Origin of the sequence: Aminobacter sp. MDW-2, assembly GCF_014250155.1 — a bacterium.
GTDB lineage: Bacteria > Pseudomonadota > Alphaproteobacteria > Rhizobiales > Rhizobiaceae > Aminobacter > Aminobacter ciceronei.
On sequence record NZ_CP060197.1, the window covers coordinates 4,559,349 to 4,585,228 of the forward strand.

General features: G+C 61.7%; 19 protein-coding genes and 1 pseudogene. 7 read left to right on the forward strand and 13 right to left on the reverse strand.

The genetic code is table 11. From position 1 onward, the window contains the following. Positions 1-68 precede the first annotated feature (68 nt). The gene (locus tag H5P29_RS22490) at positions 69-533 is read right to left on the reverse strand and encodes an ABC transporter permease (protein WP_185910168.1); all 465 of its coding nucleotides are present in this window, start codon (positions 531-533) and stop codon (positions 69-71) included. Between the two features lie 17 nt (positions 534-550). Here H5P29_RS22490 and H5P29_RS22495 point away from each other — a divergent pair. Further along, positions 551-1,174 (forward strand): annotated as a pseudogene (locus tag H5P29_RS22495) (ABC transporter substrate-binding protein); the annotation flags it as partial. Positions 1,175-1,324: 150 nt separating this feature from the next. Continuing rightward, positions 1,325-2,215: a LysR substrate-binding domain-containing protein gene (locus H5P29_RS22500; RefSeq protein WP_185910170.1), complete on the forward strand. Its 891-nt coding sequence runs from the start codon at positions 1,325-1,327 to the stop codon at positions 2,213-2,215. A 24-nt stretch (positions 2,216-2,239) separates the two neighbouring features. Here H5P29_RS22500 and H5P29_RS22505 read toward each other — a convergent pair whose 3' ends face one another. The 9 genes from H5P29_RS22505 to H5P29_RS22545 all read right to left on the reverse strand — a co-directional run bounded on the left by H5P29_RS22505 (position 2,240) and on the right by H5P29_RS22545 (position 9,199). After that, positions 2,240-2,740: a gluconokinase gene (locus tag H5P29_RS22505; RefSeq protein ID WP_154387318.1), complete on the reverse strand. Its 501-nt coding sequence runs from the start codon at positions 2,738-2,740 to the stop codon at positions 2,240-2,242. Between the two features lie 25 nt (positions 2,741-2,765). Beyond that, on the reverse strand, positions 2,766-4,046 hold the full coding sequence (locus tag H5P29_RS22510) for a TRAP transporter large permease (RefSeq protein WP_154387317.1): 1,281 nt from the start codon (positions 4,044-4,046) through the stop codon (positions 2,766-2,768). Beyond that, positions 4,043-4,636, reverse strand: coding sequence for a TRAP transporter small permease (locus H5P29_RS22515; RefSeq protein ID WP_371818581.1), 594 nt, complete (start codon positions 4,634-4,636; stop codon positions 4,043-4,045). The genes H5P29_RS22510 and H5P29_RS22515 overlap by 4 nt, the downstream gene beginning before the upstream one ends. Before the next feature lie 56 nt (positions 4,637-4,692). Further along, complete coding sequence (locus tag H5P29_RS22520; protein ID WP_371818656.1) at positions 4,693-5,688, reverse strand: DctP family TRAP transporter solute-binding subunit; 996 nt, start codon at positions 5,686-5,688, stop codon at positions 4,693-4,695. Positions 5,689-5,718: 30 nt separating this feature from the next. After that, a complete protein-coding gene (locus H5P29_RS22525; RefSeq protein WP_154387315.1) occupies positions 5,719-6,624 on the reverse strand; it encodes an NAD(P)-dependent oxidoreductase in 906 nt (301 codons plus the stop codon). A 21-nt stretch (positions 6,625-6,645) separates the two neighbouring features. Continuing rightward, the gene (locus H5P29_RS22530; protein ID WP_154387314.1) at positions 6,646-6,954 is read right to left on the reverse strand and encodes a putative quinol monooxygenase; all 309 of its coding nucleotides are present in this window, start codon (positions 6,952-6,954) and stop codon (positions 6,646-6,648) included. Between the two features lie 19 nt (positions 6,955-6,973). Continuing rightward, positions 6,974-8,332: an NAD(P)H-dependent oxidoreductase gene (locus H5P29_RS22535; RefSeq protein WP_154387313.1), complete on the reverse strand. Its 1,359-nt coding sequence runs from the start codon at positions 8,330-8,332 to the stop codon at positions 6,974-6,976. Positions 8,333-8,592: 260 nt separating this feature from the next. Further along, entirely contained in the window at positions 8,593-8,823 is a 231-nt protein-coding gene (locus H5P29_RS22540; protein WP_154387312.1) for a hypothetical protein, read from the reverse strand. Positions 8,824-8,827: 4 nt separating this feature from the next. Further along, positions 8,828-9,199: a nuclear transport factor 2 family protein gene (locus H5P29_RS22545; RefSeq protein ID WP_154387311.1), complete on the reverse strand. Its 372-nt coding sequence runs from the start codon at positions 9,197-9,199 to the stop codon at positions 8,828-8,830. Between the two features lie 285 nt (positions 9,200-9,484). On the opposite strand from H5P29_RS22545, the gene H5P29_RS22550 reads away from it, so the two are divergent. The 5 genes from H5P29_RS22550 (at position 9,485) to H5P29_RS22570 (ending at position 21,422) form a co-directional block, all read left to right on the forward strand. After that, a complete protein-coding gene (locus tag H5P29_RS22550; protein WP_185910171.1) occupies positions 9,485-12,295 on the forward strand; it encodes an autotransporter outer membrane beta-barrel domain-containing protein in 2,811 nt (936 codons plus the stop codon). Then, positions 12,292-12,816, forward strand: coding sequence for a hypothetical protein (locus H5P29_RS22555; RefSeq protein WP_185910172.1), 525 nt, complete (start codon positions 12,292-12,294; stop codon positions 12,814-12,816). Before H5P29_RS22550 ends, H5P29_RS22555 begins: the two co-directional genes overlap by 4 nt. A 306-nt stretch (positions 12,817-13,122) precedes the next feature. Beyond that, complete coding sequence (locus H5P29_RS22560; RefSeq protein WP_154387308.1) at positions 13,123-16,248, forward strand: helicase-related protein; 3,126 nt, start codon at positions 13,123-13,125, stop codon at positions 16,246-16,248. 13 nt (positions 16,249-16,261) lie between these two features. Continuing rightward, on the forward strand, positions 16,262-20,080 hold the full coding sequence (locus tag H5P29_RS22565; protein WP_154387307.1) for a type ISP restriction/modification enzyme: 3,819 nt from the start codon (positions 16,262-16,264) through the stop codon (positions 20,078-20,080). Positions 20,081-20,120: 40 nt separating this feature from the next. Next, the gene (locus tag H5P29_RS22570) at positions 20,121-21,422 is read left to right on the forward strand and encodes a hypothetical protein (protein WP_154387306.1); all 1,302 of its coding nucleotides are present in this window, start codon (positions 20,121-20,123) and stop codon (positions 21,420-21,422) included. Positions 21,423-21,506: 84 nt separating this feature from the next. Here H5P29_RS22570 and H5P29_RS22575 read toward each other — a convergent pair whose 3' ends face one another. The 3 genes from H5P29_RS22575 to H5P29_RS22585 form a co-directional block, all read right to left on the reverse strand. After that, positions 21,507-23,063 (reverse strand): hypothetical protein, encoded by a 1,557-nt coding sequence (locus H5P29_RS22575; protein WP_154387305.1) that lies wholly within the window; start codon positions 23,061-23,063, stop codon positions 21,507-21,509. Beyond that, on the reverse strand, positions 23,060-24,988 hold the full coding sequence (locus H5P29_RS22580; protein ID WP_154387304.1) for a toll/interleukin-1 receptor domain-containing protein: 1,929 nt from the start codon (positions 24,986-24,988) through the stop codon (positions 23,060-23,062). Before H5P29_RS22580 ends, H5P29_RS22575 begins: the two co-directional genes overlap by 4 nt. Positions 24,989-25,242: 254 nt before the next feature. Beyond that, positions 25,243-25,875 (reverse strand): PQQ-binding-like beta-propeller repeat protein, encoded by a 633-nt coding sequence (locus tag H5P29_RS22585; RefSeq protein ID WP_154387303.1) that lies wholly within the window; start codon positions 25,873-25,875, stop codon positions 25,243-25,245. Positions 25,876-25,880: the final 5 nt, after the last annotated feature.

Sequence of the window (25,880 nt, forward strand, 5' to 3'; positions counted from 1 at the left end):
GACGCCCGCCGGGCGACCCGGCGCAGCGAACAGCTACATTTCGGAGCGATGTCGACGCTCGGCCCGACCTAGCGGGACTTGGTCGAGGACGCCGTCCAGGGCAGCATCAGGCGTCCGAGCCAGCGGACCAGCGAGCTGAACAGGAAGCCCATCAGCGCCACGGTGCAGATGCCGACATACATGCGGTTGGCCTGAAACAGCGACCATGAGTGCCAGATGCGATAACCTATGCCCTGGCTGGCCTGGACGAACTCGACGCCGACGATGACCAGCACCGCCGTGCCGATGGCGATACGCATCGAAATGAACAGCTGGGGCAAAAGCGCCGGCCAGGTGACGTGCCTGAACATGTTCCAGCCCTTGGCGCCGAAGGAGCGCGCCGCCTCGTGGTAGTTTTCGGGGATGGCGAGCACCGCTTCCATGCACTGGATCCAGACCAGGAAAAACACCGTCATGCCGACAAGCAGCACGCTCGGCAGTTCGCCAAGGCCGAAGATCAGCAGCAGCAGCGGCAGCAAAGCGAGCTTCGGCACCGTGTAGAGCGCGGTGAGAAACGGCTCCAGTGCTCAAACTCGGCTATGGCGACCTCGGCACGCCGGCGGAGAACCACCATGTCTGCCCGATCCATCCGGAATATGCCAAGCTGCCGGCGATCGGTCGGGACGTCGCAAAGGCGAAGGCGCTGATGGCGGAGGCCGGCCATCTCGATTTCGAGCACGAGCTCATCACCGTCGACGAAGAGTGGGAAAAGAACACCGGCGATGCGATAGCCGCGCAGCTTCGCGAGGCCGGCTTCAAGGTGAACCGGACCGTCCTGCCCGGGTCGACCTTCTGGAACGACTGGACAAAATACCCCTACTCCCTGACCAACTGGGCGATGCGGCCGCTGGCGGTTCAGGTGTTGAGCCTGGCCTACAAGTCGGATGGAACATGGAACGAGACGGCTTTCGCCGACAAGACATTCGACGACAGGCTCGCCGAAGCACTGGCAATTCCCGATCCGGACAAGCGCCGCGTCCTGATGGCGGAGATCGAAGCGATCCTCCAGTCTTCAGGCATCATCATCCAGCCGTTCTGGCGCAAGCTCTACCACCACACGGCGGCGCAGGTGAAAGGCATGGCCATGCACCCGACATTCTGCCTGTTCCTGGAAAAGGTCTGGCTCGACGCATAGCTGCCTGCTCCGGCGCGCATTGCCGGGCAGCCCGGGAGGGGGCGTGGTGCAGTCCTTGCGTGGTCAAACAGGCCGCGTCGGCACGCCGGGCATGCATTGACTCGGCCGACGCGCGATAAGACCGTGCGATCCAAGGGTTAGGATGTCTTTGTGTCGCAAGTTCCGATTCGCTCGATCTGGGTGTTCCACCTGGTGGCCCGCAGCCGCAGCATTACGCGTGCGGCAGGCGAACTGGGCGTCACGCCGTCGGCCGTCAGCCAGCAGATCCAGTCTTTGGAAACGCAGCTCGGCGTGTCGCTGCTGGCCAAGGTCGGGCGCGGCGTCGTCTTGACCGAGGCCGGGGAACGCTTCTTCGAGTCCATCGACGAAAGTGCCGAACTGATCACCGAGGCGACCAACGCCATCCGCGGCTACCGCTCGGTGACGACATTGACTGTCAGGGCGACGCCGACGCTGTCCAACAAATGGCTGCTTCCGCGCCTCGGGCAGTTCCTGGCCGCCAACCCGGATCTCGAGGTGCGGCTGGACGGAACCAACGAACCGACCGATTTCAACCGCGAGGCGGTCGATGTCGAGATCCGCCATGGCGACGGCAAGTGGCCCGGCCTGTTCGTCGAGGGACTGACCGAGGAGAGCTTCATTCCGGTCTGTTCGCCTGGACTGGCCGGGCCCGGCAGCCTCGAGGCCGGGGATGTCCTGGGATATCGCCTGATCCACTCGGTCAAATCGCAGGCGCAATGGCCGCGCTGGCTTGCGCTTGCCGGCGTCGAGCCCAGGGACCGCTGGCGCCGGGTGCTGTTCGATCGCAGTCACATGGCAATCGACGCTGCCGCCGGCGGCATGGGGATCGCCCTGGAAAGCACGCTGATGATGCAGCGCGAGCTTGCCGCCGGCGCCGTCGTCTGCCCGGTCAAGAGCCCGCCCGAGATCCGCATCGTGACACAATGGATCGTCTGCCCGCGCGACCACCTGCGCCACAAGAAGGTCAGGACGTTTCTCGACTGGCTGCGCGCGGAGCGCAGCGCCGGCGCTATAGCCTGAACCTGAAGCTGAGCCGGAGCCTGATCAAGCGAAGGCTGCGGCGGCCACATCGACGATGCGATCCGGGCTCCACGCAATCGGCAGTGCGATGAAGCGTTCGTCTGGTTGCGGACGCTCGAGCGTCGCCAGCTGGCTCGCCAGCAGCGACGGGCCGGCAAAATGGTCGGCGCGGTCGCCGAGCCGTTGCCGGATCAGCTCGGCCTCGCCGTCCAGAAACACGAAGGCGACATCGCCCAGGCGCTGGCGCAGAAAATCGCGATAGCTGCGCTTCAAGGCGGAGCAGGCGACGACGGCCGGCCGGCCGGGCAGATCAAGGGCGGCTGCCGCCACGCCCGCGAGCCAGGGCCAGCGCAAACTGTCGGTCAAACCCTGGCCGCTGCGCATGCGCGCGACATTTTCTGGGCTGTGATAGGTGTCGGCCTCGATCCAGTCGACACCCAGCCGCTCGGCCAGGCTGCGCGCGATCACCGACTTGCCGGTGCCGGAGACACCCATCACGACGATGAAGTCGGGCTTTTCCATCATTGGGGGGGCCATCAGTGGGGGGCCATCAGTAGAGACCCATCAGGCGGATCGGTCCGAGCGTCAGCACCGGAAACAGCACCAGCGCCAGGATCGCCAGCACCAGGATCGACATCGGCGCCATCGCGCCCCTGATGACGTCCTCGATCGACATCTTGGCCACTTGCGCTGCCGCAAACAGGCAGACGCCGACCGGCGGCGTCACCAGCCCGAGCGTCAGCGTGATGACGGTGACGATCAAAAAATGCATCGGATCGACGCCCAGCGAAACCGCCGGCGGCAGAAGCACGGGGATGAGGATGAACATCGCCGCGATCGCGTCCATGAACATGCCGACGACGATCAGGAACAGGAACACCAGGATCAGCACCGTTGTCGGGCCGGTGCTGACGGCGCCGAGGAAAGCGGCGACCTGCTGCGGCAGGCCGTCGAAGGTGAACACCCAGGCGGCCAGCTTGGCCGTGGCGGCGATGAACAGGATGGTGCCCGAGGTGCGCGCCGTCTCGACGACGATGCCCGGCAGCTCGCCGATGCCGATGGTCCGGTATAGCACGACGGCAAGAAACAGCGTGTAGAGTGCAGCGATCGCCGCCGCCTCGGTCGGCGTGAAGTAGCCGTCGACAATGCCGACCAGAAGGATGACCGGCGTCAGCATCGGCAGGATGGCACCCATGCCGGTGACGATTATCTTGCGCAGGTTGATCGGCGACGGCGGATTGTAGCCGTGGCGCACGGCATAGACATGGTTGAACACCATGAAGGCGAAAGCGATGAACAGGCCCGGGATCAGTCCCGCCACCAGCAGCGTGCCGATCGACACATTGGCGATCGAGCCGGCGATGACGATCAGGATCGACGGCGGAATGATCGACGACAGGGTCGAGGTGCACAGCGTCATGCCGACGGCATAGCCCTTGGGATAGCCGTGGCGTTCCATCGCCTTGATCTCGATCGCGCCGATGGAGGCGATGTCGGCGACGGACGAGCCGGATACACCGCCGAAGATGACCGACGAGACGACGTTGACATGGCCCATGCCGCCCGGCATCCAGCCGACGCAGGCTTCGGCGAAGTCGAACAGCTTCTCGGCGACCCGGCCCCGCTCCATCAGCACGCCGACGAAGATGAACAGCGGCACCGCGACGAGCAGAAAGGAGTTCATCGCCGAGAACATGCTCTGCGACAAAAGGTCGATCGGGGTCGAGGTGAAGGCGAAGATCACGGCGACGGCTGCCAGGCCGAGCGCCACGGCAAGCGGAACGCCGAGCGCGCTCAACAAAAGGAACAGGACGAGCAGTGCGATGCTCATGGCTTCGGCTCCGTGTCGGGAACGTTGACGTCGACGTCGACTGCCTGCCCCACCTGCAGATCGAGCTCAGGCAGCTCGATCTGCCTGCGGCGTGTGCGAAGCGACTCGAAAATGGCTGTTATCGCCAGGATGGCCGATATCGGCATGATCGAGCCGATCACCCACATCGGCACGATCAGCGTGGCGGCGGTTTCGTTCATCATCCATTGCTGCTGGACCAGCTTCCAGCCGGTCCATGCCATCAGCACGAAGAACAGCACCGACGAGGCGACATAGATCGGAACCGCCAGGCGGCGCAGCCCGCCCCTGAACATGCCGATGAAGACGGTGACGCGGGCCGTTTCCACGGTCCGGAACCCGGCCCCGATGCCGAGAAAGATCATCCAGACGAACAGGAAGCGCGTGGCTTCCTCGGTCCACGACAACGGCACGCCGAGCAGGCGGCTGGCGACCTGTGCCAGGACGACGACGATCACGCCCGTCATGGCGAGGCCGGCGAGGCCGTCCAGCAGGACGTGAAGCGTCGCATCGCAACGGCTGCGCGGCCAGTCCACCGGCCTGTCCACCGGCTCGTCCATGGGCTTGTCCATATGCTCCTCCCAGAAGCAGCGGCGGGCCCCTCTTCCCGCCGCCTTGGCGCCAGCTGTTACTTCTTGCCGACGAAGGCAACGCTCTTGTCGAAAAAGGCCTGGTCCTTCACCAGGCCGGCGAACACCGGATAGAGCTCCTTCGACACGGCGACGAAGGCCGCCTGCTGCTCGGGGCTCAGGCGATTGACCTTCATGCCATGGCCCTCCAGCTCCTTGAGGATCGTCTCGGCCTGGGCGGCGTCGTTGTCGGCCTTCCAGGCTTCCGTTTCCTGCGCCGCCTCGTTGATCGCCGCCTTTTCGGCGTCGCTCAGGGCGTCGAACTTGGCCGGGTTGATGCCGAGCACCCAGGAGTCGGCCATGTGGTTGGTCATCGAGACGAAGCCCTGGACTTCGTAGAACTTGGCCGCCAGCGGCACGCTGATCGGGTTTTCCTGGCCATCGACGACCTTGAGCTGCAAGGCGTTGTAGACTTCGGCGAAGGCCATCGGGGTCGGGGCTGCGCCCATCTTCTTGAAAAACTCGACCCAGAGCGGGTTGTTCGGCACGCGGAACTTCAGCCCAGTGAGATCGGCAGGCTTTTCGATCGGCAGCTTGGAATTGGTCATCTGGCGGAACGGGCGGGTCCACAGGCTGAGGCCCTTGATGCCGATGCCGTTCAGGTCGGCGACCAGCTCCTGCCCCTGCTCGCCGGCGAGATAGGCGCGCAGCTGTGCCTCGTCGTCGAACAGATAGGGAATCGAAATCGCCGAAAACTTCGGATTGAAGTTGGCATAGAGCGATCCGGCAAGCACCAGCATGTCGAGCGAACCGCCGGCGAGCTGCTTGACCGCCGCCGAGGGGTCGCCGCCATAAAGCGTGCCGTTCGGAAACACCTTGATCGTCACCTCGCCCTTGGTCTTGGCCGCCACCAGTTCGGCGAACTTGTTGGCCGCAACGGTGATCTCGGCGGCATCCGGATCGGGCGTCGACAGCGTGAACGTCGTCGCTGCCTGGGCAACGCTTGCCGCAAGCATCGCGGCACCGGCAAGAAGGCCACGAATGGCTTTGTGCATGGTCATGTCATTTTCCTCCCTTGACAGATCTTAGAGGGCGCCAGCGCCCCCGGCTTGGTTCATGTTTTGCAATGTCAGAAAAACCGCACTGTGGTCGAGATCGCCGCCGCCCTCCTCGACGAGCCGGCGAAACAGCGCGTCGACCGTCTCGGCGATCGGCAATTGCAGCTTGAGCGCGCCGGCCAGTGCCAGCGCGGTGCCGGTATCCTTGAGCTGGTATTTCGCCGGTCCGCCCGGGGTGAAATTGCCGTCGACCATGCGCTGGCCGTGCTGGCGCAACACCGTCGAGTCGGCGAAGCCGCCGAGCAGCGCCTCGCGCACCTTGGCCGGATCGGCCCCGCCCCGCTCGGCCAGCACCAGCGCTTCGGCGACCGCACAGATGTTCGAGGCGACGATCAGCTGATTGGCGAGCTTGGCCAGCTGGCCTGTGCCTGCCGGGCCGATATGGGTGAGGCGGCCCAGCGGCGCAAAGACATCGGCAAGCGCCGCAACCTCTTGCGCCGCGCCGCCGGCCATGATGGCCAAAGAGCCGTCGCGGGCGCCGGTCTCGCCGCCCGATACCGGGGCGTCGACGTAACGGACGCCCCTTTCGGCCGCCTGCCCTGCCTGGCTGCGCGCGGTCTCCACCGGAATGGAGCTCATCACCACCAGCGTCGCGCCGGGGCGCATCGCCTCCAGCACACCGCCTGCAGCCAAGAGGACCTCGTCGCAGACCGGCCCCGAGCTCAGCATGCAGATGACCACGTCCGCCTCGCTGGCGGCGCCGGCCGGGCTACCGGCCAGCGCGACGCCTGCTGCGGCCAGTGCCGCGGCCTTGTCGGCCGTCCGGTTCCAGGCCGTCACCCGGAAACCCGCTTCGGCGAGCCGGCGGGCCATGTGGCCGCCCATGATGCCGGTGCCGACGAACCCGATATGCCTGCCTTGCCTGTTGCCCATTGTGGGGCCTCCCCTCACCTTCTAGCCATTCTGCAAGGCGGCAAAACGGACGACCGTTTCGTCGACGCCGAGCGTCTGCATCGCCGCCTGGAAGCGTTTGAGATGCGGTGTCTCAAGATGCGCTTCGAAGGCTGTGCGGTCGTCATAGACTTCGTAGAACACCACCGTCTCCTCCACGCCCTCGGGGCAGACCACGTCGAAGCGACGGCATCCCGCTTCGTCGGCAAGCGAATGCCGCGCGTCGTCCAGGGCAGCCTCGAGGAACGCTGCCCTGGCCGCCGGCCTGACCCGGAATTCAGGGATCACCACGAAAGGCAGGGCCTCGGACATCGGCTTTCCCTCGCGACGATCAGGCGGCCACGCCCGGCTTCGGCGCGAAGCGGCTTTCCATGTCGCGGCGCAGCGCCACGACATCGAGATCGTCGACCAGTTCGACGTCGTCGAAGCTGACGATCTGGTCCTTTTTGATCGCGCGCTTCAGCCTGACATTGTGGGCAAGGCCGATCGGCAGGGCGCGGTGTGCCAGGCTGCGCGTCGCTGGAATGGCATTGGCCCAGACCGCAAAACCGCCCTCGCCATCCAGCATCTCGCCCGGCTGCATGTCCTTCTTGGCGGTCGCCACCGCATCGCCGCGGAACTCCTTGGAGCAGCCGGTCGCTTCGCCGCGCAGCACGGCGGACAGAACGCTGATCGACGTCTCGAGGCCGATGATGTGGAACGGACGCCACATCGAGGCGTACCAGCCCGACGGGTCGGTCAGCAGGCCATACTGGTTGAAGCAGGCTTTTGAATATTCATTGTGCGCCTTGAAGGTGACGAAGACGCCGTAGCGGATGTTGTTGAACACTTCGCGACCGTCCGGCTCCTGGCTGGCGGCGATGTCGACGAGGCCGCTGCGGTCCATGCGGCCGCCGTCGGCCGCCGGCCGGAACACTTTTGCCAGGTCGTGCAGGCCGGCCGGCGGGAAGGCCAGGCCATTGTCGGGGCAATCGAGGCCGGTGCCGTTGGCCACCGCGGCCATTTCGATCGCCGCCTTGGTGCCGTCGGTGAACGAGTTGTACATCTTCGGATTGAAGTCGCCCTTGGCGACATATTCCTCCGACCAGCCGAAGAAGCCCCAGACCGTGTCGGGGGTCGAATAGCGGTAACGCGGCTCGAAATTCATGCCCTTGCCGGCTGCGGTCACCTCGAAGCCGGTGGCGCGGGCCCAGTCGACCAGCTCGCAGATCAGCGCCGGCTGGTCGCCATAGGCCATGGAGTAGACCAGTCCCTTGGCCGCCGCCTTCTGGGCCAGGATCGGCCCGACCATGACGTCGGCCTCGACATTGACCATGACGACATGCTTGTTCGCCTCGATGGCGGCAAGCGCGTGGCGCGTGCCGGCAATCGGATGGCCGGTCGCTTCGATGACGCATTCGATCTCGCCGCAGGCCAAGAGCCGGGCGACGTCGTCGGTAACGAAGGTCGTGCCGTTCTTGACCGCATCGGCGGCACTGGTCGCCGCAAAGCGCTCCTTCGGCCAGCCGACACGTTCGAGCGCGTCCCGCGCCTTGCCGACATTGAGGTCGGCAACCGCGACCATGTGGTAGCCGGGAATGCGCTGGGCCTGCGCCAGCACCATGGAGCCGAACTTGCCGGCGCCGATCAGTCCGACCCGAACCGGCTTGCCCGCGGCGGTGCGGGCGGCGAGAAGTGAGGCGAGATTCATGATGGAAGGTCCCTTTTGTTCGCGAGCGGTCGCGCGAAATCCATCCGTCGCCGCAGGCAGTCGGCCGCCAGGTGCAACAGGACGGAAACGCGCAACGATCCGGCGGCTGCGCCGGACGGTTGAAATTCCAGAATATGCTGGGAGGCTCCTCCCTCCAGGCCGGCGCAGGACTGACCGCGTTCCGACCCGTCCTGATTAGCGCGCTTGCCTGTTTAGCTCAATTTAGATCGAAAGCTCGTCTGTTTAGGCAGACTAACAAATCAGCAGCTTGTTCCGGCGCAGCGAGGCAGTTCAGCGCGCAAGGTCGCACGCGCCAGCGTTTCCGGATCGCGGCGACAGCGGCGGGCGGAGCAGCCGCCCACCCACCGGGCGTGTCCGCGGCGGCCGGCGTCGTTGGCTATGGGCAGGCGCGTGGTCGTCCAGGCACTCGGGAAGATCGCGTCGACCCGCCTGTTGCGGGTGGAGCGCAGCACGACGCCGGCCTTGGCCAAGGCTTCACTCCACGATCTTCCAGTAGGAGTCCTTGCGGATCACCTTGCCGTTGCGAAAGCTGTAGAAGTCGCAGCCACGGACTTCCTTTCGAACCCCATCCGGTGTCGTGCCCGTCAGCGTCCATTTCGAGATGCCGGTTTCAGCCGCCGCATCGACGAAATGCTCTGTGTTGCCGTAGTGGACGTCAGGCAGACCCTGAAAGCGCGATGCCAGTGCCTCCCGCACCTTAAGTTTGCCTTCGAAGCGCGCGCCCCACGGCGCATTGCCCCTCGGCATCTCCAGAACGCAATCGTCGGCAAACAGCGCGAGGATGCGATCGAGATCATGCGCGTTGAAAGCGTCGCTCAGCTCCGTCAACAGCGACCGGATATCCATGGCGCGTCTCCGACCATCCAGAGCCCTGCCCTCTGTTCGCCAGGCAACGGCTCGGGCACGTCCCGATTATGTCCGCCTTCTGCGTCCGGCGCCATCCCCGCGAACCCGACCTCTCGTCACAGCCTCTCTGCCCCACGACTTTATGCTCGTGCCGGCCGGCGCAGATTATCGAAGTTTTAACCATGATCCTCCCAACCTCGCTTGGTATTTGAATCATTTCGGTTTTCCATGTTGAAGCATCGCCGCCCGTTTGGGGCTTTCCAACTGTCCCGCCATTGCCTGCTTATGGCAGCCGCACCTTTGGCCTTGATGCTGGCGAGCGCGCCGGTGTCGGCGCAGCAGGTCATCCTCAGTGGCGACGTCGATCCGTCCGATCCGACTGGTATCACCAGCGCTGACGATCTGCAGATCGGCCGCACCGGCATCGGTGCCTTGACCATCTGGGATGGCGGCACGCTGACCAACAGGCAGGGCACGCTCGGCAGCGATATCGGCGGCAATGGCACTGTTGTCGTCAGCGGGCACGATGGCGCGGGCAACGCCTCCAGCTGGACCAACACGGATTTTCTCACTGTCGGCGGTCAGGGCACCGGCACCCTCGACATTGATGGCGGGGTGGTGACCGACAGCGGCGGCTTTGTCGGAGATGCGGCCGGCAGCACCGGTTGGGTTACGGTGTCCGGCCAGGGCTCATGGTGGAACAATCTCGGTGACGTCGTCATCGGGCAGTCCGGCGATGGAACGCTCGATGTTCTCGCAGGCGGGCGCGTCAGCAGCGCGTCGGGCTATGTCGGCGCCAGCCCCGGCAGCGTCGGTGTCGTCACCGTGTCGGGCGACGATGGCCAGGGCAACGCCTCGACCTGGACCCAGCAGAACGACCTCAATGTCGGCTATGAAGGCAGCGGCACATTGAATGTCGCCCATGGCGGCCGCGTCGTCACCACAGGCCGCATCAACATCGGCACTTACGGCCAGGGCGAAATTGCCATCTCGGACGGCGCCACCGTCTCGAGCCACGACGCGATCATCGGCGTCGCCGGATATGGCGAGGCGCTGCTGACATCGGCCGGGTCCTGGACCATGACCGACCAGCTGACTGTCGGCCTGGGCGCCCAGGGCGTCCTGCGCATCGAGGGCGGCGCCCGGGTGAGCAGCAACCAGGGTTATGTCGGCGCCAATGCCGGTGGCGACGGCTCCGTCACCGTGACGGGTGCGGGGTCGAGCTGGGAGATGACCGGCTCCAATCTCACCCTGGGCAATTACGGCATAGGCGCCATGACCATCGCAGACGGCGGCCGGGTTTTTGCTCAGGGCGGCGTCTATCTCGGCATGTCGGATGCGGCGGCAAGCGGCACGCTTGACGTGCTGGGCACCCCAGGTGCCCGCGGGGTCGTGGAAACCAGCGGCTTCCGGGGCGGCATGGGCACGGCACATGTCACGCTCGACGGCGGCATCATCCGCGCCATCGCCGATAACGCGACCTTCTTCCGCAACTACGGCGCTCAACAGATCAGCCTTGGCACTGCCGGCGGCATCGTCGACACCAATGGCCACGATATCGGCATCGCCCCCGAAATGACCGGCGCGGGCGGCCTGACCAAGGATGGCCTGGGCAGGCTGACCCTCTACGGCGCCAACAGCTATGCCGGCGCCACGACGGTTGCGTCAGGCGTGCTGGCCGCGGGCGCTGCCAATGTCTTCAGTGCCGGCTCGGCGCATATGGTTCTCGGCGGCGCCACGCTTGCACTCGACGGCTTCGACCAGTCTGTCGCGTCGCTCAACAATGCCGGGCGGGTGACGTTCGGCCGCACACCGGGCACCACGCTGACGGTTGCCGGCGACTATGCCGGTCATGGCGGCACGCTCGAGATCGCCACCGAACTCGGCACCGACACCGCGCCGACGGACCTGCTCGTCATCGGCGGCAACAGCAGCGGCAGCACGCTGGTCAGCGTCGTCAATGTCGGCGGCACGGGTGGCCTGACCACCGCCGACGGCATCCGCATCATCCAGGTCGATGGCACCTCCGATGCGGCTGCCTTCGCGCTCGCCGGGCCGGCCATCGCCGGCGCCTATCGTTATGGCCTGTACCACAACGGCATTGCCGACCCGGCCGACGGCGACTGGTATCTGCGCTCGTCCGGCCTGGCGCCGACCTTGCCTGTCTACGAAACCTATCCGCAATTGCTGCTCGGCATGGTCGAGCTGCCCACCCTCAAACAGCGCGTCGGCGCCCGCTACGACATGGCGCTGGACGGTGCCGCGCTGATCGGCGGCACGACTTCGGATAGCGCCGCGCCGGGCGCGATCTGGGCGCGCATCGAGGGCGCGCATGGCCGCGTTATCTCTGCCAGTTCGCGCAGCGGCGACGCCGGCTTCGACACCAACGGCTTGCTGTTGCAGGCCGGCCTCGACGGCCAGCTGGCGGCCAACGCCCAGGGCATGTGGATAGGCGGGCTGACCGTGCAATATGGCCGCGCCGGCGCCGACATCTTCTCCGGCATCGGCGACGGATCCAGCGCCACCACCAGCTACGGCATCGGGGCTACGCTGAGCTGGTTTGGCGAAAACGGCTTTTATGTCGACGGGCAAGTGCAGATGGCCCTGTTGCGCAGCGACCTCGATGCCACGGGCATCGGCAGGGTCGGCGACGACATTCACGGCAGCGGCCAATCGCTCAGCCTGGAGGCCGGCCGTAACATCGCGCTCGGCGACGGCTGGTCGCTGACGCCGCAGGCGCAGCTTGCCTGGTCCTCGGTCGACTTCGACAGCTTCACCGACCGGTTCGGCGCCGTCGTCTCGCTCAAGGACGGCGACAGCCTGAAGGGCCGCATCGGCATCGCCGCAAACCATGAAGCGGCCGGAACCCAGCTCCACGGCATCGCCAACCTGACCTACCAGTTCGGCGACGGCACTAGCGTCATGGTCTCAGGCCTCGACACGGCTTTTGCCGCGCAGCGTTTCGGCGCCGAACTCGGCTTCGGCGGAACCTATCGCTGGGCCGGCGGCACGCTGCACGGCGAAGCCCTCGCCTCCACCAGCTTCGCCGGCAGCTATGGCGTCAAGGGAACGGTGGGGTTTGCGATGAGTTTTTGAGCGGATCCGGCCGGGGTCGCAGGTTTGGCCGGGTGATTGCAAATGAAGGCGCCAAGGCCTGCCGGCGAAGCGGACTGTCGGGCCGTCTTCAGCAACTCCGGCCGCCCCGGACGCAACCAGGCGCCGCAAGGCACATTGGTCACCAGTTCCGCCGGCACGCCGCTGAACGATCTCGTCCAGTTCTCGCCGATCTCCATCAACCCTGGCGAGACCGAGCTGGCCTGGTCGACACCGGCCTGCATAATCTGTGGCACCCCAAAAATGCCGGGTTCAAGGAATTGCGCAGCGGGCTCAATCTCTATCATCTCAAGATGATCGACCCGGCCCGGCGCAGCGCGCGCCGCGACCTCCTCCTCGACCCGCACCGCCGCGACCAGGCCATCGGTTGCGACTACCTCGCCGACGAAACCGGCGTGCGGCTCGAAACGATCCCGGCGGACCGGTCCTATCATCCGCCGCACCTCGACGATGGTGGCTTGTGGATGTTCGACGTCCAGGGCAAGGGTGGGGTGGAGGTATAGGGTTGTGCAGCTGTCCTGCGATGAAGGGTTGCGGGCGGGCGGCGCGGAAACGTGCGGCCATGTCGTAGAGCGGGTCGTTTGGCGGCAATGCGTTCCATTCTTTCGTCATGTGACTTTGAGCATCGCCCGATAGCCGACATTCCCCCGATAGCACCGCACAACGCCGCAGTTCTCGTGGTGGTTCCTAGCTTTTGGCGTACTGCCGCACGTCGGCAAAGTGGTGGATGACAGCGAAGCTATCTGCACCGGGCTTGAAACGGAGCCCCATACGGATATTACAGGATACCACTTATTGTAGGTGACGCTGTGCCGAAGAGATCAAGCCACAAGGTTGGCAGTGAACTATTTATCGTAGACAATAGTACCGATGACTGGCGCGTCCTGCGTTATTTGCGCGACTGGTGCGGTCTTTCCAAAGCCTTCGACATAGCGACCGCTTATTTTGAGATCGGCTCTCTTCTTGCCCTTCAGGACGAATGGCAGAAGGTCGATAAGATCCGCATTCTAATGGGGGACCAAGTGTCCCGACGGACGAAGAAGGCCTTCGAACGTGGGCTAGTCGAGATTCGGTCGAAGCTCGACGAGAGTCTGGATCGTGAAAAGAACAAGAATCACTTCCTTAGCGGCGTCGGCGCGATCAGCGAAGCCATCCGAGATCGGCGCATTGAGTGCCGGGTCTATCGCAAAGATAAATTCCACGCGAAGGCCTACATCACGCACGCACGGCTAGACGTGGTCGGCTCATCGGCACTGGTTGGGTCTTCGAATTTCACGTTTCCCGGGATGACCGAGAACGTTGAACTGAACGTCCAGATCACCGGCACGCCCGTCGCCGTTCTCCAAGAATGGTTCGAGGAGCACTGGGAGGATGCTGAAGACGTCACTCCGGAACTGCTCCAAGTTGTTGAAAGGCACACGCGAGACTATCAGCCGTTCGAGACATATGCGCGTTCCCTCCAACAATACTTTCTCGGCCATGAGGAGACAGCCGGCGAATGGGAAAAGCGCAGTTCCCATATCTTCCCGGTTTTGGCCAAGTATCAGCGCGACGGATATGCAGGTCTTCTCAAGCGGGCGGAGAAGTATGGAGGCGCCTTTTTATGTGACGGAGTGGGCCTGGGAAAAACCTTTGTGGGCTTGATGTTGATCGAGCGCTTTGTAGTTCATGAGGGGAAGAACGTTGCGCTTTTCGTTCCCAAGGCCGCAAAAGAGCCTGTCTGGGAACGGGAGCTGAAGAAGCGACTCCCTCACCTCTTCAAGGGCTTCGCTAATCTGCGCATCTACAGCCACACTGATCTAATGCGTTCGTCGATGCAGGACGAGCTCGATCAGATCGCGGGACAAGCTGACGTCGTCATCATCGACGAAGCACATCATTTTCGTAACACCGGCATCCGTGGCCTTGAGAGTGAGGGCCGGAAATCGCGCTATTGGCGCCTCTATGATGTGACTCAAGGGAAGCAGGTGTTTCTGCTCACGGCCACTCCGATCAACAATCGTTTGACCGACTTTCAGCACATGGTCGAGCTGTTCTCGCGCCATGAACCCGACTATTTCGCGGGCGGTACGCTCGGCATCCACTCTCTGCCTGGATACATTCGGCAGCTGGAAAAGCAGATCGAAAATGAAATCTACGGCAAGATCGAAGATGAACAGCTGGAACTGAATACCGCGGATGTAGCCAAACGGCTATACGCGGACCCTCTGTTCGACTCCCTCGTGGTCCAGCGCAGCAGGAGCTACGTCAAGGAGAGTATGAAGCGCGAGGGCGACGGGGAGGTCATGTTCCCAGAGCCGCGCAAGCCCACGGTCGCGGAGTACTCTGTTCGACAGACCTACGGCAAACTTCTGGAAATGGTCGCGAATGCATTCAACAAGCGCGAACCGCTTTTCGTGCTCGGCATCTACAACCCGTACGCCTACTACAAAGGGGACACCGAGGAGGCGGCAACGGCGCTGGAGCGTGGTCGCCTCAAGCAGGTCGTGGCCCTCATTCGTACCAGCTTCTTGAAACGCTTCGAGAGTTCGGCGGAGGCCTTCCGGCTCTCCTGCTGGCGTCTGCTTCACAAGTTGCTCGCCTGGCTCGAGGTCCATTGCGAAACCGAGCACGAAAGGGCCCAGCTTGAGCGATGCAAGCGAAAGCACGCCAAGCTGCTAGGATACAAGCCTGACAAGGATCTGTTCGACCCGGAAGCGGACGAGGACCTGATTTCACCTGAATTGATCGAAGAGGTCGAAAAGGACAGACTTGATCGCAAGGACTTCAAGGTCGACGAGATCATCGCGGACTCACTTGCCGACGTCGAGCAGCTAGCCGATTTCCTCTACGAACTCGAGAAGTTCAAGCCGAGCCAGGACCTCAAGCTGAAGAAGCTCATCCAGCTCCTCACCAGGGACCCAGTTCTATCAAAGCACAAGGTGCTGCTCTTCACCGAGTTCGGAGACACCGCGCGCTACATTTCCGCCCAGCTCCGCGAAGCGGGGGTTGAGGGCGTTGAACAAATCGACAGCGGCACCAAGGGCGATCGATCGAAGGTCATCCAGCGATTTTCTCCTTACTATAACGAGAGCACGAGCAAGGAGCAGGGAGATCGCGAGATCAGGGTGCTGATCTCCACTGATGTTCTATCGGAAGGTCTTAACCTTCAGGACGCCACTCGCCTGATCAACTACGACCTTCACTGGAACCCGGTTCGGCTGATGCAGCGGATTGGCCGTGTCGATCGTCGAATGAATCCTCAGATCGAGGCCAAGATCCTGAAGGATCACCCGGACCAGGAACAGCTGCGGGGCACCGTGGCTTATTGGAATTTCCTGCCGCCGGATGACCTGGAGGATCTGCTGCGCCTCTACGGCCGCGTTGCTCACAAGACTCTGAGAATCTCGAAAACGCTCGGCATCGAGGGACGGAAGCTCCTGCGTGAGGACGACGAATACGAAGACCTGCGCAATTTCAATGAGCAATATGAGGGACAGCAAAGTCCGGACGAGCAGCTCCACCTCGAATGGCAGGATCTCGTGCGGCAACATCCAGGCCTCGAGGAGATGCTGAACGGCTTCCCCAACGCGATCTTCTCCGGCAAGGAAAACATCAGGCCTGGCACGCGAGCCGTCTTCTTTTGCTACGCGCGGCCCGCTTTTGACAGGGCGGCTTCGGACCAAGCAGGCGAGGACATCTGGACGACTGAGGCCGGCGACGTCCAGTGGTATCTCTATGACGTCGGGAGCGGGCGGATCGTCGAGGATGCCCCACCCATCGTCGACGCGATACGCTCGACGCCTGAGACTCCGAGAAATCTTGAGATGGAACGGCTGCAGTTGTCGGATGTCCGGGCGGCGGTGGAAAAGCACATTACCAAGACGTTCCTTCGTAAGGTCCAGGCGCCTGTCGGCGTTGGCCCGGTGCTGAAGACGTGGATGGAACTGAACTGAGGGGGACGGAAGTATGGGAATTCCTGCGGGGGAACTGGCCAGGATCAACAGCTTCCCAAAGCTGATCGATGTTTTGCGCGATCATCTGGATTGGCCAATTGGGGAGGACTACGGGTTCGATGAAGTCGTGTTCGAATACGAGGCCCGCGAACTGGGGCTGAAGCCTGAGGAAACGGCGAAGATCAGGGAGATCCACCAGCTGCGACCTCTTGCGAGGAACCAGCCATGGGGCATCTTCTTCGTGTCCTTCGAAGACAAGGCGCTCTCGGTCACCGTCCTGCGTCGTATTCTGCGTAGCCTAGTGGTCAAGAAACGCGCCGGTACACAGCCCTCGGATCGGCAGGCGTGGGAAAAAAGCGATCTGATCTTTGCTGCAAATTTTGGCCGCTCAGGTGATCGGGAGCTTGCGTTCGTTCATTTTTCCGATGGCGTTGCATCCAACGATCTCCCGGTGATGAAGGTGCTCGGTTGGAATGCGAAGGACACCGGTCTGCACAACGATCACGTCGGCCAGACTCTGACGTCTAAGCTTCGCTGGCCGGAGGATCAGCAGGATTCGGATATGTGGCGAAAGGACTGGTCCGGCGCCTTCGAACTTCGTCTCAACGAGACGATCCGGACTGCGAAGGAGCTGGCAGTACGCCTTGCAGCGCTCGCTTCGGAGATACGTGCCCGGGTTAATGAGCTTCTGGGCGCGGAAACTGATGCGGGACCGATGCGCACGATGCTCCAGGCTTTCCGCAAGAGTCTGATCCAGGACCTGGACAACGACGGCTTCGCCGACATGTTCGCCCAGACGATTGCCTACGGCATGTTAGCTGCACGTATCTCTCGGCCCGGCGCTCTGCTCGTAGCAGACAATCTGGCCGATATGGTTCCTAAGACAAACCCATTTTTGAAGGAGCTCTTCGAGAGCTTCCTCAAGCTTGGCGGTCGCGACAAGCGGCATGGGATGGATTTCGACGAGTTGGGCGTGCGCGATGTCGTCGACATGCTGAATGCCGCCAACATGGAAGCTGTCCTGCGTGACTTCGGGGACCGCAATCCCAAGGAAGACCCTGTCATCCACTTCTACGAGCTCTTCCTGAAGGAATACGACCCACAGAAACGAATGCAGCGCGGCGTGTTCTACACCCCTCGGCCGGTGGTGAACTTCATTGTCCGCGGTGTCGACGAAATCCTTCGCACCGAGTTCGGACTGCGCCTCGGGCTGGCCGATACCAGCACTTGGGCCGAAGTCGCAGCGCGGAACAACCGCATCTTAATTCCCGAGCATGTCAAGCCTGACGCGCCTTTCGTCCAGATCCTCGATCCGGCTACCGGCACCGGCACTTTTCTAGTCGAGGTCATCGAGCTGATCCACAAACGGATGGAAGAGCACTGGAAAGAGCAGGGCAAGTCGGCAGACGAAATCAAGGTCGCCTGGAACGACTATGTCCCCGCACATTTGCTGCCACGGCTGACTGCATTTGAGCTGATGATGGCACCTTACACCATCGCGCACATGAAGGTTGGGCTGAAGCTGTCGGAAACGGGGTACAATTTTGGCTCTGAACAGCGTGCTCGGATCTTCCTCACTAACGCACTGGAACCTGCACGAGATTTGGGTTCTGAACTTGGCTTTATCTCAGAGGCGTTGGCGCATGAGGCGCGGGCCTCAAACACAGCCAAGAAGCTATCGCCCTTTACTGTTGTGGTCGGAAATCCACCTTACGCAAATTACTCTGCCAATCTGGGAGAGACGGCACGCTCTCTGGTGGATCGGTATCGGCATTTCCGGGGGGAGCGGATACGCGACAGGAACCCTCTTCAGTTTGAGCGCAACATACAAGACGATTACGTAAAATTTCTTTCACTTGCACAGTCAATCCTGGAGAGATCAGATGCAGGCGTAGTCTCATATATAACGAACGGCGTAATACTTTCTTCGACTTCCCTTCGAGGTGTTCGAGAGAACCTGTTTGCGAATTTCGATTCGATATTCGAGCTTAATCTTCACGGCGGAACGAACGAGAAGTTTAGTGGCGCCGCGGAGGATGAGAACGTTTTTGATATTGCACAGATGGTCGCGATCCACCGCTATTCGCGCTGGTCGGCGAGGCGGCCGTCGGCCATCCATAACACGGAATTACTGGGCAGCCGGGAATCGAAATACGAAATCCTACTGAACGAAAATTTCAACAGCCTTCTATGGGATAAGATTATACCCGACGATGAAACATTGTCCTTCTCCGGTGCTGACGATGACGGCGTATTTTTTGATACGCGTTTAGATGATGTATTTGTGCAGTTTGGAGCTGGAATTAAGACAAACAATGACGCTAACGTCATATTCTATAATGAAAATGAATTGGTCAATAGCGTCAGGCTTGGTGATTTCGGTGTAAAAATTACAGGTGATAGTATTTCGCCAATTTTTGACATTCTTTACAGACCGTTCGACGTAAGAAAGATATTCTACCATAAAGATGCTGTAAAAAGTCGGTCCATGCCGACGATGAAGCATATGATCGAGGGTGCAAACATCGGACTCGTCGCGTCCAGCACTTGGACATCCCCCGAGCGGTTCAGCGTGTCAATCTCGGAAGACCTTATCGAGATGAAGACGGGCACGCATGACCGAGGGACAACTTTGTTCCCTCTTTACAGCTACGGCAAAATACTGGCCGGAGACGCGGAGAGGCAGAACAATCTCAGCACCGAGTTCATTGCCAAATGGAAGGAAATAGTTGGTCTCAAATTTGTAGCTCTTGGAAGTGGTGACTTACGCGAAACGGTGGGTCCAGACGATGTCCTGTCCTGGTTGTACTTCCTATTTCATGCGCCTGTGTACCGGGCGCGCCTCAGTGCGGCCCTATCTCGAGGCTTCCCAATTGTTCTCCTCCCGGCAACACTCGACGTGTTACGCGAAGCAGTCGCTCTAGGGAGAAAATTGATCGCCCTGCATACACTAGATCCGGCGCAAACACCTCTCGTTCAGTCCCCAGAAATTCGCTTTGCAGGAAGCGGAGAGGCTAGAGTGCAGAAGGGTTATCCGGAATACAAAAACGGGAAGGTAATGATAAACGCCAGCCGCTGGTTTGAAGACGTTCCCAAGGCTACATGGGAGTTCCATGTCGGCGGCTATCAGGTCTGCGAGAAGTGGCTGAAGGACCGGGCCGGAAAGGGCGGCAAGAACCCCAGCCTTGGGCGCGTCCTGACCGAGGACGACATCCTGCACTACCGCCGCGTTGTCACCGCCCTGACTGAAACCCGTCGTCTGATGGATGAGATAGATGCGGTCATCGATCGGCACGGGGGATGGCCCGATGCGTTTTACGTGCCACCGCCGCCGCCGCCGACAATCGAGCAGATCATCAAGGCCGACGAAGGCCAGGAGCTGGAGTACAAGAGCACGTTGCAGTTCGATCTGAAGGAGGCGACGAAGTCCAAGCTGGTCCGAAAGGCCGCGTTGAAGACGATCGTGGCCTTCCTCAATTCGGGCAAAGGCTCGCTAGTGATAGGGGTCTCCGACGAGAAAGAGATCGTCGGCCTCGAGCCAGATTTCTCAACCATGTCTCCGGAGAAGAGGACCAAGGAATGGTTCCAGCAGACCCTGGTCAATCTGATCAACGAACAGATCGGCAGCGAGTTTGCCCCGCTGTATGAAGTTCGCTTTGCGACGCACGAAGAGAAGATGGTGGCCATCGTCGACGTCAGGGAGCGGGCCCCGAAGCCTGCCTACCTGAAAGACGGAGACACACAGGAATTCTACGTTCGGACGAGCAATCTGACGAAGCAACTGAAGAACGAGGAAATCGATCGGTACATCAGCACCCACTGGCGAGGATGAATTGAACACGCTCCTCACGCCTCCGGAAGTTGGATAGCGCATGGATGCACTTCAATTCTCCATCGCTCGATTTCTGGCTGCTAAGGCTCTGCAGAAACGTCGGACGACCTATCAGCAGGTCGGCGAGGCAGTAGGCTGGAACCATCCAACAGGTCGTGGCCTGGGACGAAATCTCGAAGTCATTCTGCACGAACTGGCGGATCGCGGTCTGCCGCCTCTCACCACGATCCTGGTGAAGAAGGGGGAGCGGCATCCGGCTGATGACGCGATGACATACATTCGAGGCGTGCTCGGAGCCATCGACATCGAGGCCGCTCAGCAGGAAGTGTTCGCATTCGATTGGGCGTCGGTTCCCGAACTTGCCCCAACTGCAGACACGCTGCCCGACGGACGGCAGGTCTGGTTGACGTCGTTCTGGGGCTTCGATCCAGCCAGCTGGGGATGCATCGGCTTCGCCGACGAGACCCGACGGACGCGCTACCTGAGCAACTCGAAGCCGGGGACGCTGGTCGCGATCTACGTGACCAAGGGAAAAGGCCCGGAAAACATGCGCGGCAAGGTCGTCGGGGTGCTCGAGATATCCCACGAGATAGGCCACGCGCGCGATTTCATTTCCGGGGATCGTTGGGCAGAGAAGGAGCGCGACCCCGACTCCCGTGGGAAGTGGCTTTTTGCAGTGAAGGCAACGAGAGCGTGGAGGATCATTCCGGAGGATTGGCGTCAGGTCGAGGACTTGTTTCCGCAAGCCTACGGCAGCTCCCACCCTGAGTTTATCGGCGCCAGCGGAGTACCGCTCTCGACAGACGAGGCGGCAAAGCTCTATGAGCTGGACGTCTACGAAGTTCCTGTCTATGGGCAGACCAACCCGGTCGACCCCACAATCCAGACGCTGGAATCTGCGCTCAGCCCAAGCCGCGCTGTGAGGCCGGCCTCACAGCCTTATTGGGTGGGCGAGACGGACGGTCCAAAGCACCTGTACATCCTCCGCCTTGCGGGCGACATCGCTGCTTATCTCGGGCGCCGAATTGACGAACTCGAAGACAAGCACATCATCAAGGTCGGCTTCTCGAAGAGCCCCCAGGCGCGACGCGATCAGATCCAGAGCGCTTACCCTAGGGGGGCTTTCAATTGGGAAGTCTTCAAGCCCAGCCCTCAGCCCGACACCGCACCATACGCCAACGCAGACGTTGCCATTGCCGGCGAAGACGCCATGAAGAAGCGCCTCGTCGAAGATGGGGCGGAGGTGCTGGGTGGTGAGTTCTTCCTCGCGGACGATGGTCTGATTTATCGAACCTGGGCTGCGGGCAACAACGCAGCGAAAACGGCGCAGGAGCGTCGGTAGACCAGGCCTCGCGTGCTGCGTTAGTATATCCTCGTCCGCTGAACGCCCGGAGCGCTTCGGGTTTTGAAGCTTCGAATTATGTTCTCAGACGTAAAACTTGAACGGTTGGCGTTGCTCGCCTTTGGCAGACCCCATTGTCAGGACATCACCAACCATCTTCGCAAAGCGAACCGTGACCGGCATCCCGTCGTTGAAGTTGCACGAGTTGTAGTTGATCTTGGTGAGACCCATGATGTCTTCCAGCACGGTGCTGATTTTCGGTTTGGATTTCTTGGACCGCATCACCGTGATGTGCAGCGGATTGGGCGTCTCGGGCCCAATGTAGGTGTCGAGCTGCGGGACGTAGCCTGTCGTCCACAGATACGCCGTCTGATCGTCGAGCAAGAGCGCTGTGCCGCGCAGCACCGGATAGTCGCCATCCCGAAAGAGCTTGGTCTCGCCCCCCGTTGGTCGGATCCTCACGCCGACGACGTTTGTCTCCTTCGGCGCAGCCGCGACGAAAGCATTCCACTCTTCATCGTTAAAATAGGTCTGTCCGTGAATGAACAGCTCCTTCGGGGGACCGCCGTGCTCTTCGCTGTAGGTTTTCAGAACGAGTTCGAGCAAGTCCTTCGCCGCTGGTGCTTTGAGATGATACTCGTAGTCGCCGGTCTTCCAAGGACCATTGGCGCCGCGGAAAACGACGCCGTCACCCTCGTTGAGGAACATCTGAGCTGCGCAGCAGGCGTGCCCGTCAGGATCGTTCGGCAGGCTCTTGTAGACCATGCCGATGTAGCAAACGCCGGGCCGCACGTCCGCCAACCGCCATGGCGGTTTCGGCTGCGTCTTATAGTAGAGCCCGGTGGCGAGATTCCATGCGACCGTTGCCGCATCCTGCGTCTTGCGGACGGGATAGTTCGCCTTGTTGAGGAAGGCACCGGGCGCAAGCGTCGTCTCACGCACCAGCTGCGTCGGTGCGATCCTCAGGAACTCGGCCTTGATCCTGCGATGGAAGTCGGGAACATCCTCGAAGATCGCTTCGTCGGTCTGATCGATGGCGCCCACGGCGGACAGGAGCGGCAGATTTTCTTTCGCTCTTTGCCGCTTCTTAAAGTCGCCCAGCTCCATCGCAAGGCCGGTGCGCTTAGATTGCGGCCGGCAGCGCTCATAGACGATGTCCGGCAGGACGAGCACCCAGACGTCGATTGATCGCTCGTCGTTGCGGCGATGCTGCTCGACACGATCGATGTAGAGGCGGGCGACCTTATCGACTGCCTCATTGAGATTGAAGATGCGCGTGGCGCGCTCAATGTCCTTCAGCTGGATCGACAGCGCGCTGCATTCATCTGGATCGAACGATATCCCGAAGGCTTCCTCGAGACCCGGGAAGTTCGCCAGATGCAGGCGCTCTGCCTTCTCACCCTTTCCGGGCGGTGGAACCGGAACGACAGACTTCAGCTTGCGCGCCCAAGTGCGAAAATGCCCGATGCCGTCGCTGGTGCCGACCACCCCAACACGGATTTCGCGCGTTTTCTTCGCTCTAGCGTGAGGTCCATAAAGGAACAGACCATCCTTCGGGTGAGGACTGCGCTGTGCGTAGGCGAATTCCAGTGGCGGCTCGTTGAAATGTTCAACCTGGAGCGATTTCTCGGAAAACTTCATTCGTCGGTCTCATCATCGTTATCCGGGCGACCCAACGTGCTGACGTCGGCTTCTTCTTCCTCGGCATCGAGAACATCAGGAAGTACAGTGCTCACCGGCGACGTAAACAGCATCGGCGCCGCCTCGATCACCAGCTCGGCATCCTGCGCGAGCGCCAAGCGGATGTTCGCGCTGTCACCGGACAGGAGTTCAAGGAAGGCAAGCATGCGGCCGTGCCATTGCTTGTTGCGCCATCCCTTGCAGACGCTGCGTCGCAGGCGATGTAGCTTCTTGGGATCGTCGATCTCGAGTCCCGCCGGCGTGTTGTTGTCCAGGCTGAACAACACCCGCGCCTTTAGTTTCAGATGCCAGAACGGCCAGAAATAGGGCATCGCGGTGACGCCGAACTGCCAGATATGTCCCTTGGCCACGTTGCGCAGCATCGAGGACCGCTGGACCCCTTGCCTGCCCCACGGAATGCGTTGGCCGGTCCGCACCTGCGTGGCCGATGCGTGGAAGCCAACAGCGTTGGAATAGTGATATTCGACGAATCCTTTCTCCCTGCAGAACGAGAACCACGCCTGTTTGATCATCGCAATAACCAGGTTCGATGCGACCTGTCGCTCGATGCCAAGTTTCGGAAATCCGCTGTCGACGAAATCCAGCAGCGGGATATTGTGCCTTATCTGAAAACGGCCAGCCGATGCGAACGCGACGTTGACCTCGGCCTGGTCCGCAAAGGTGATAAAGCCCGCGCCCTGCAGGGCGCATGGATACTTGAACTGCTCGATTGCCCGACTAAGCAACCGGCTGTCGATCGCTCCACTGCTCTCGTAGTAGCGAATGACGTCAGGGGCCTCCGCGGCGCGCAGCCAGTTCGATGTCAGGCGTTCAGCTTCGTCGACGAGCGGGACCGCGCCACGCCGGCGGAAGATTTCCCAATTCGGATCGATCACGGCCGGACCGCCGGATCGCGGCACCTTCTGCCTTTGAAGGGTATCGAGCAGGCTGGTGACGCCTTCTCCCCAACCACGGACGAAATCGACCGGCACCGCATCACCGAGACCTTTGACCTTCTTCCCCTGTTCGAGACGCAGCGGAATGATGAAGCGCGGATCGTCGGTTTCCTTCGCTACGTCCAACGCAATGTCGAGTTCGTCCTGCACGTTCTGGTCGGCGAGGGTCGCATCGCGCCAGACGAGGAGGACTTTCGCCGCACGGTGCTGCAGGGCCTGGTTCATCTGCCGTCGCAATTTGTCGCCCGGCTGCAGCGTCAGAATGTCGGCGAAAACGCGATAGCCTTCGGCTTCGAGCTTGGGGCCTAGCCACAGCGCAAATTCGTCGTCGATTGGCGTGGCCTTGAGCAGAAAGATCGTGTCGCGCACCGCCGGCGCGGCACCCGCATCAGGCGCGGTCCCTTGCGCCGGCGGCAGCAGATTGGCGAGGACAGGAGGTACCGGTGCCGGCTTTCCTAGCGCCTCTTCGAACGCTTCCTTGATCACCAATTTCAGAACGGGGGTGCTTTGCGCCCAGAGCTTCTGATGAGCCTCCTCGACCTCCGGATATTTGCGCAGCAACGCATTGAGATCGCCAGGCCCGAATATGTCGCCGGGACCTTGCAGCGCAGGCCCGACGATCTCCGCCAATGCCGTTTTGTTTTTTGGCGTGAGCGAAGCCGACGTGACGAGGATATAGCGCGAGGGCGCCATGCCATCGATGGCCGTGCGCTCGCTCTTCATCTTGGATTTCAGCGACGAGAAACCCGATCGGTGATAGTGCTTTGCCTGCAGCACAATATCGCCGTCGGCGAGGGCGTGTCGCCCGTCCATCGCGTCGTCCGGTCCCTCGGCAAAGGCCTCGAAACGCTTGCCGATCTCGCGACCTACGAGGTCGCGGGCCAAGTCCTCAAACTCGTTATGAGACAAACTCGAGAAATCATAAGCCATGCGCCCAGATTGACTGCCCATTTCCTCGGCAGTCAAGCAACTGAGGGGACAATTGCGTCGCGCCTAAGCCTTACTAACAAAAAGATAAACGCGCTTTGTCAGCCGACCTAGTCAAGCGGCCAAATTTATCACGAAATATCTTCCGACCACATCGTGCGCCTAACTACAACGGCTGCGCGATGTGGTCGGGCAATTTAGTTTTCGCCTGCAGTCCGGCGATGTAATCAGGGTCGTCAACGGTAGTGATTGGGACCCTACCTTGGCCGGCGAACGGCTCTTACTTTTCCGCTGTTGCCGCCGCCGCAGAAAAAGCGGTCGCCGCCATCGGATTCAAGCCCGGAAACGCCGACGCCGGCAGGCATGTCGAGTTGCTCGAGCACGTCGCCCGTTTCGGGGTCGATGCGGCGGAGATCGCTGCCGCTGTCTTGCCAGGAGCCATGCCATAGCTCGCCGTCGACCCAGGTGACGCCGGTGACGAAGCGATCGGATTCGATCGTGCGCAGCACGTTTCCGGTTACGGGGTCGAGCTGATGGATCCTGCGGCCACGATGCTGCCCGACCCAGAGCGAGCCCTCCGCCCAGGCCAGGCCCGAGTCGCCGCCCTCCCCGGGCGCCGGGATCGTGGCGATCACCGCGCCGGTCCTGGGATCGATCTTGCGGATCACGGCATCGCCGATCTGGTACAGGTGCTCGCCGTCGAATGCGGTTCCGGCATGGGCTGCGACGTCAAGCGATCGCAGGATCTCGCCGCTTTCGGGATCGAGGGCATTCAGCTTGTCGCCGCTTGCGAACCAGACCTGATTGCCGTCGAAGCTGACCCCGGCGACGTCGTCCACATCGGCAAAGGGACCATATTCCCGGATGATTTCGGCGGTCGAATGTTTCATGTCCT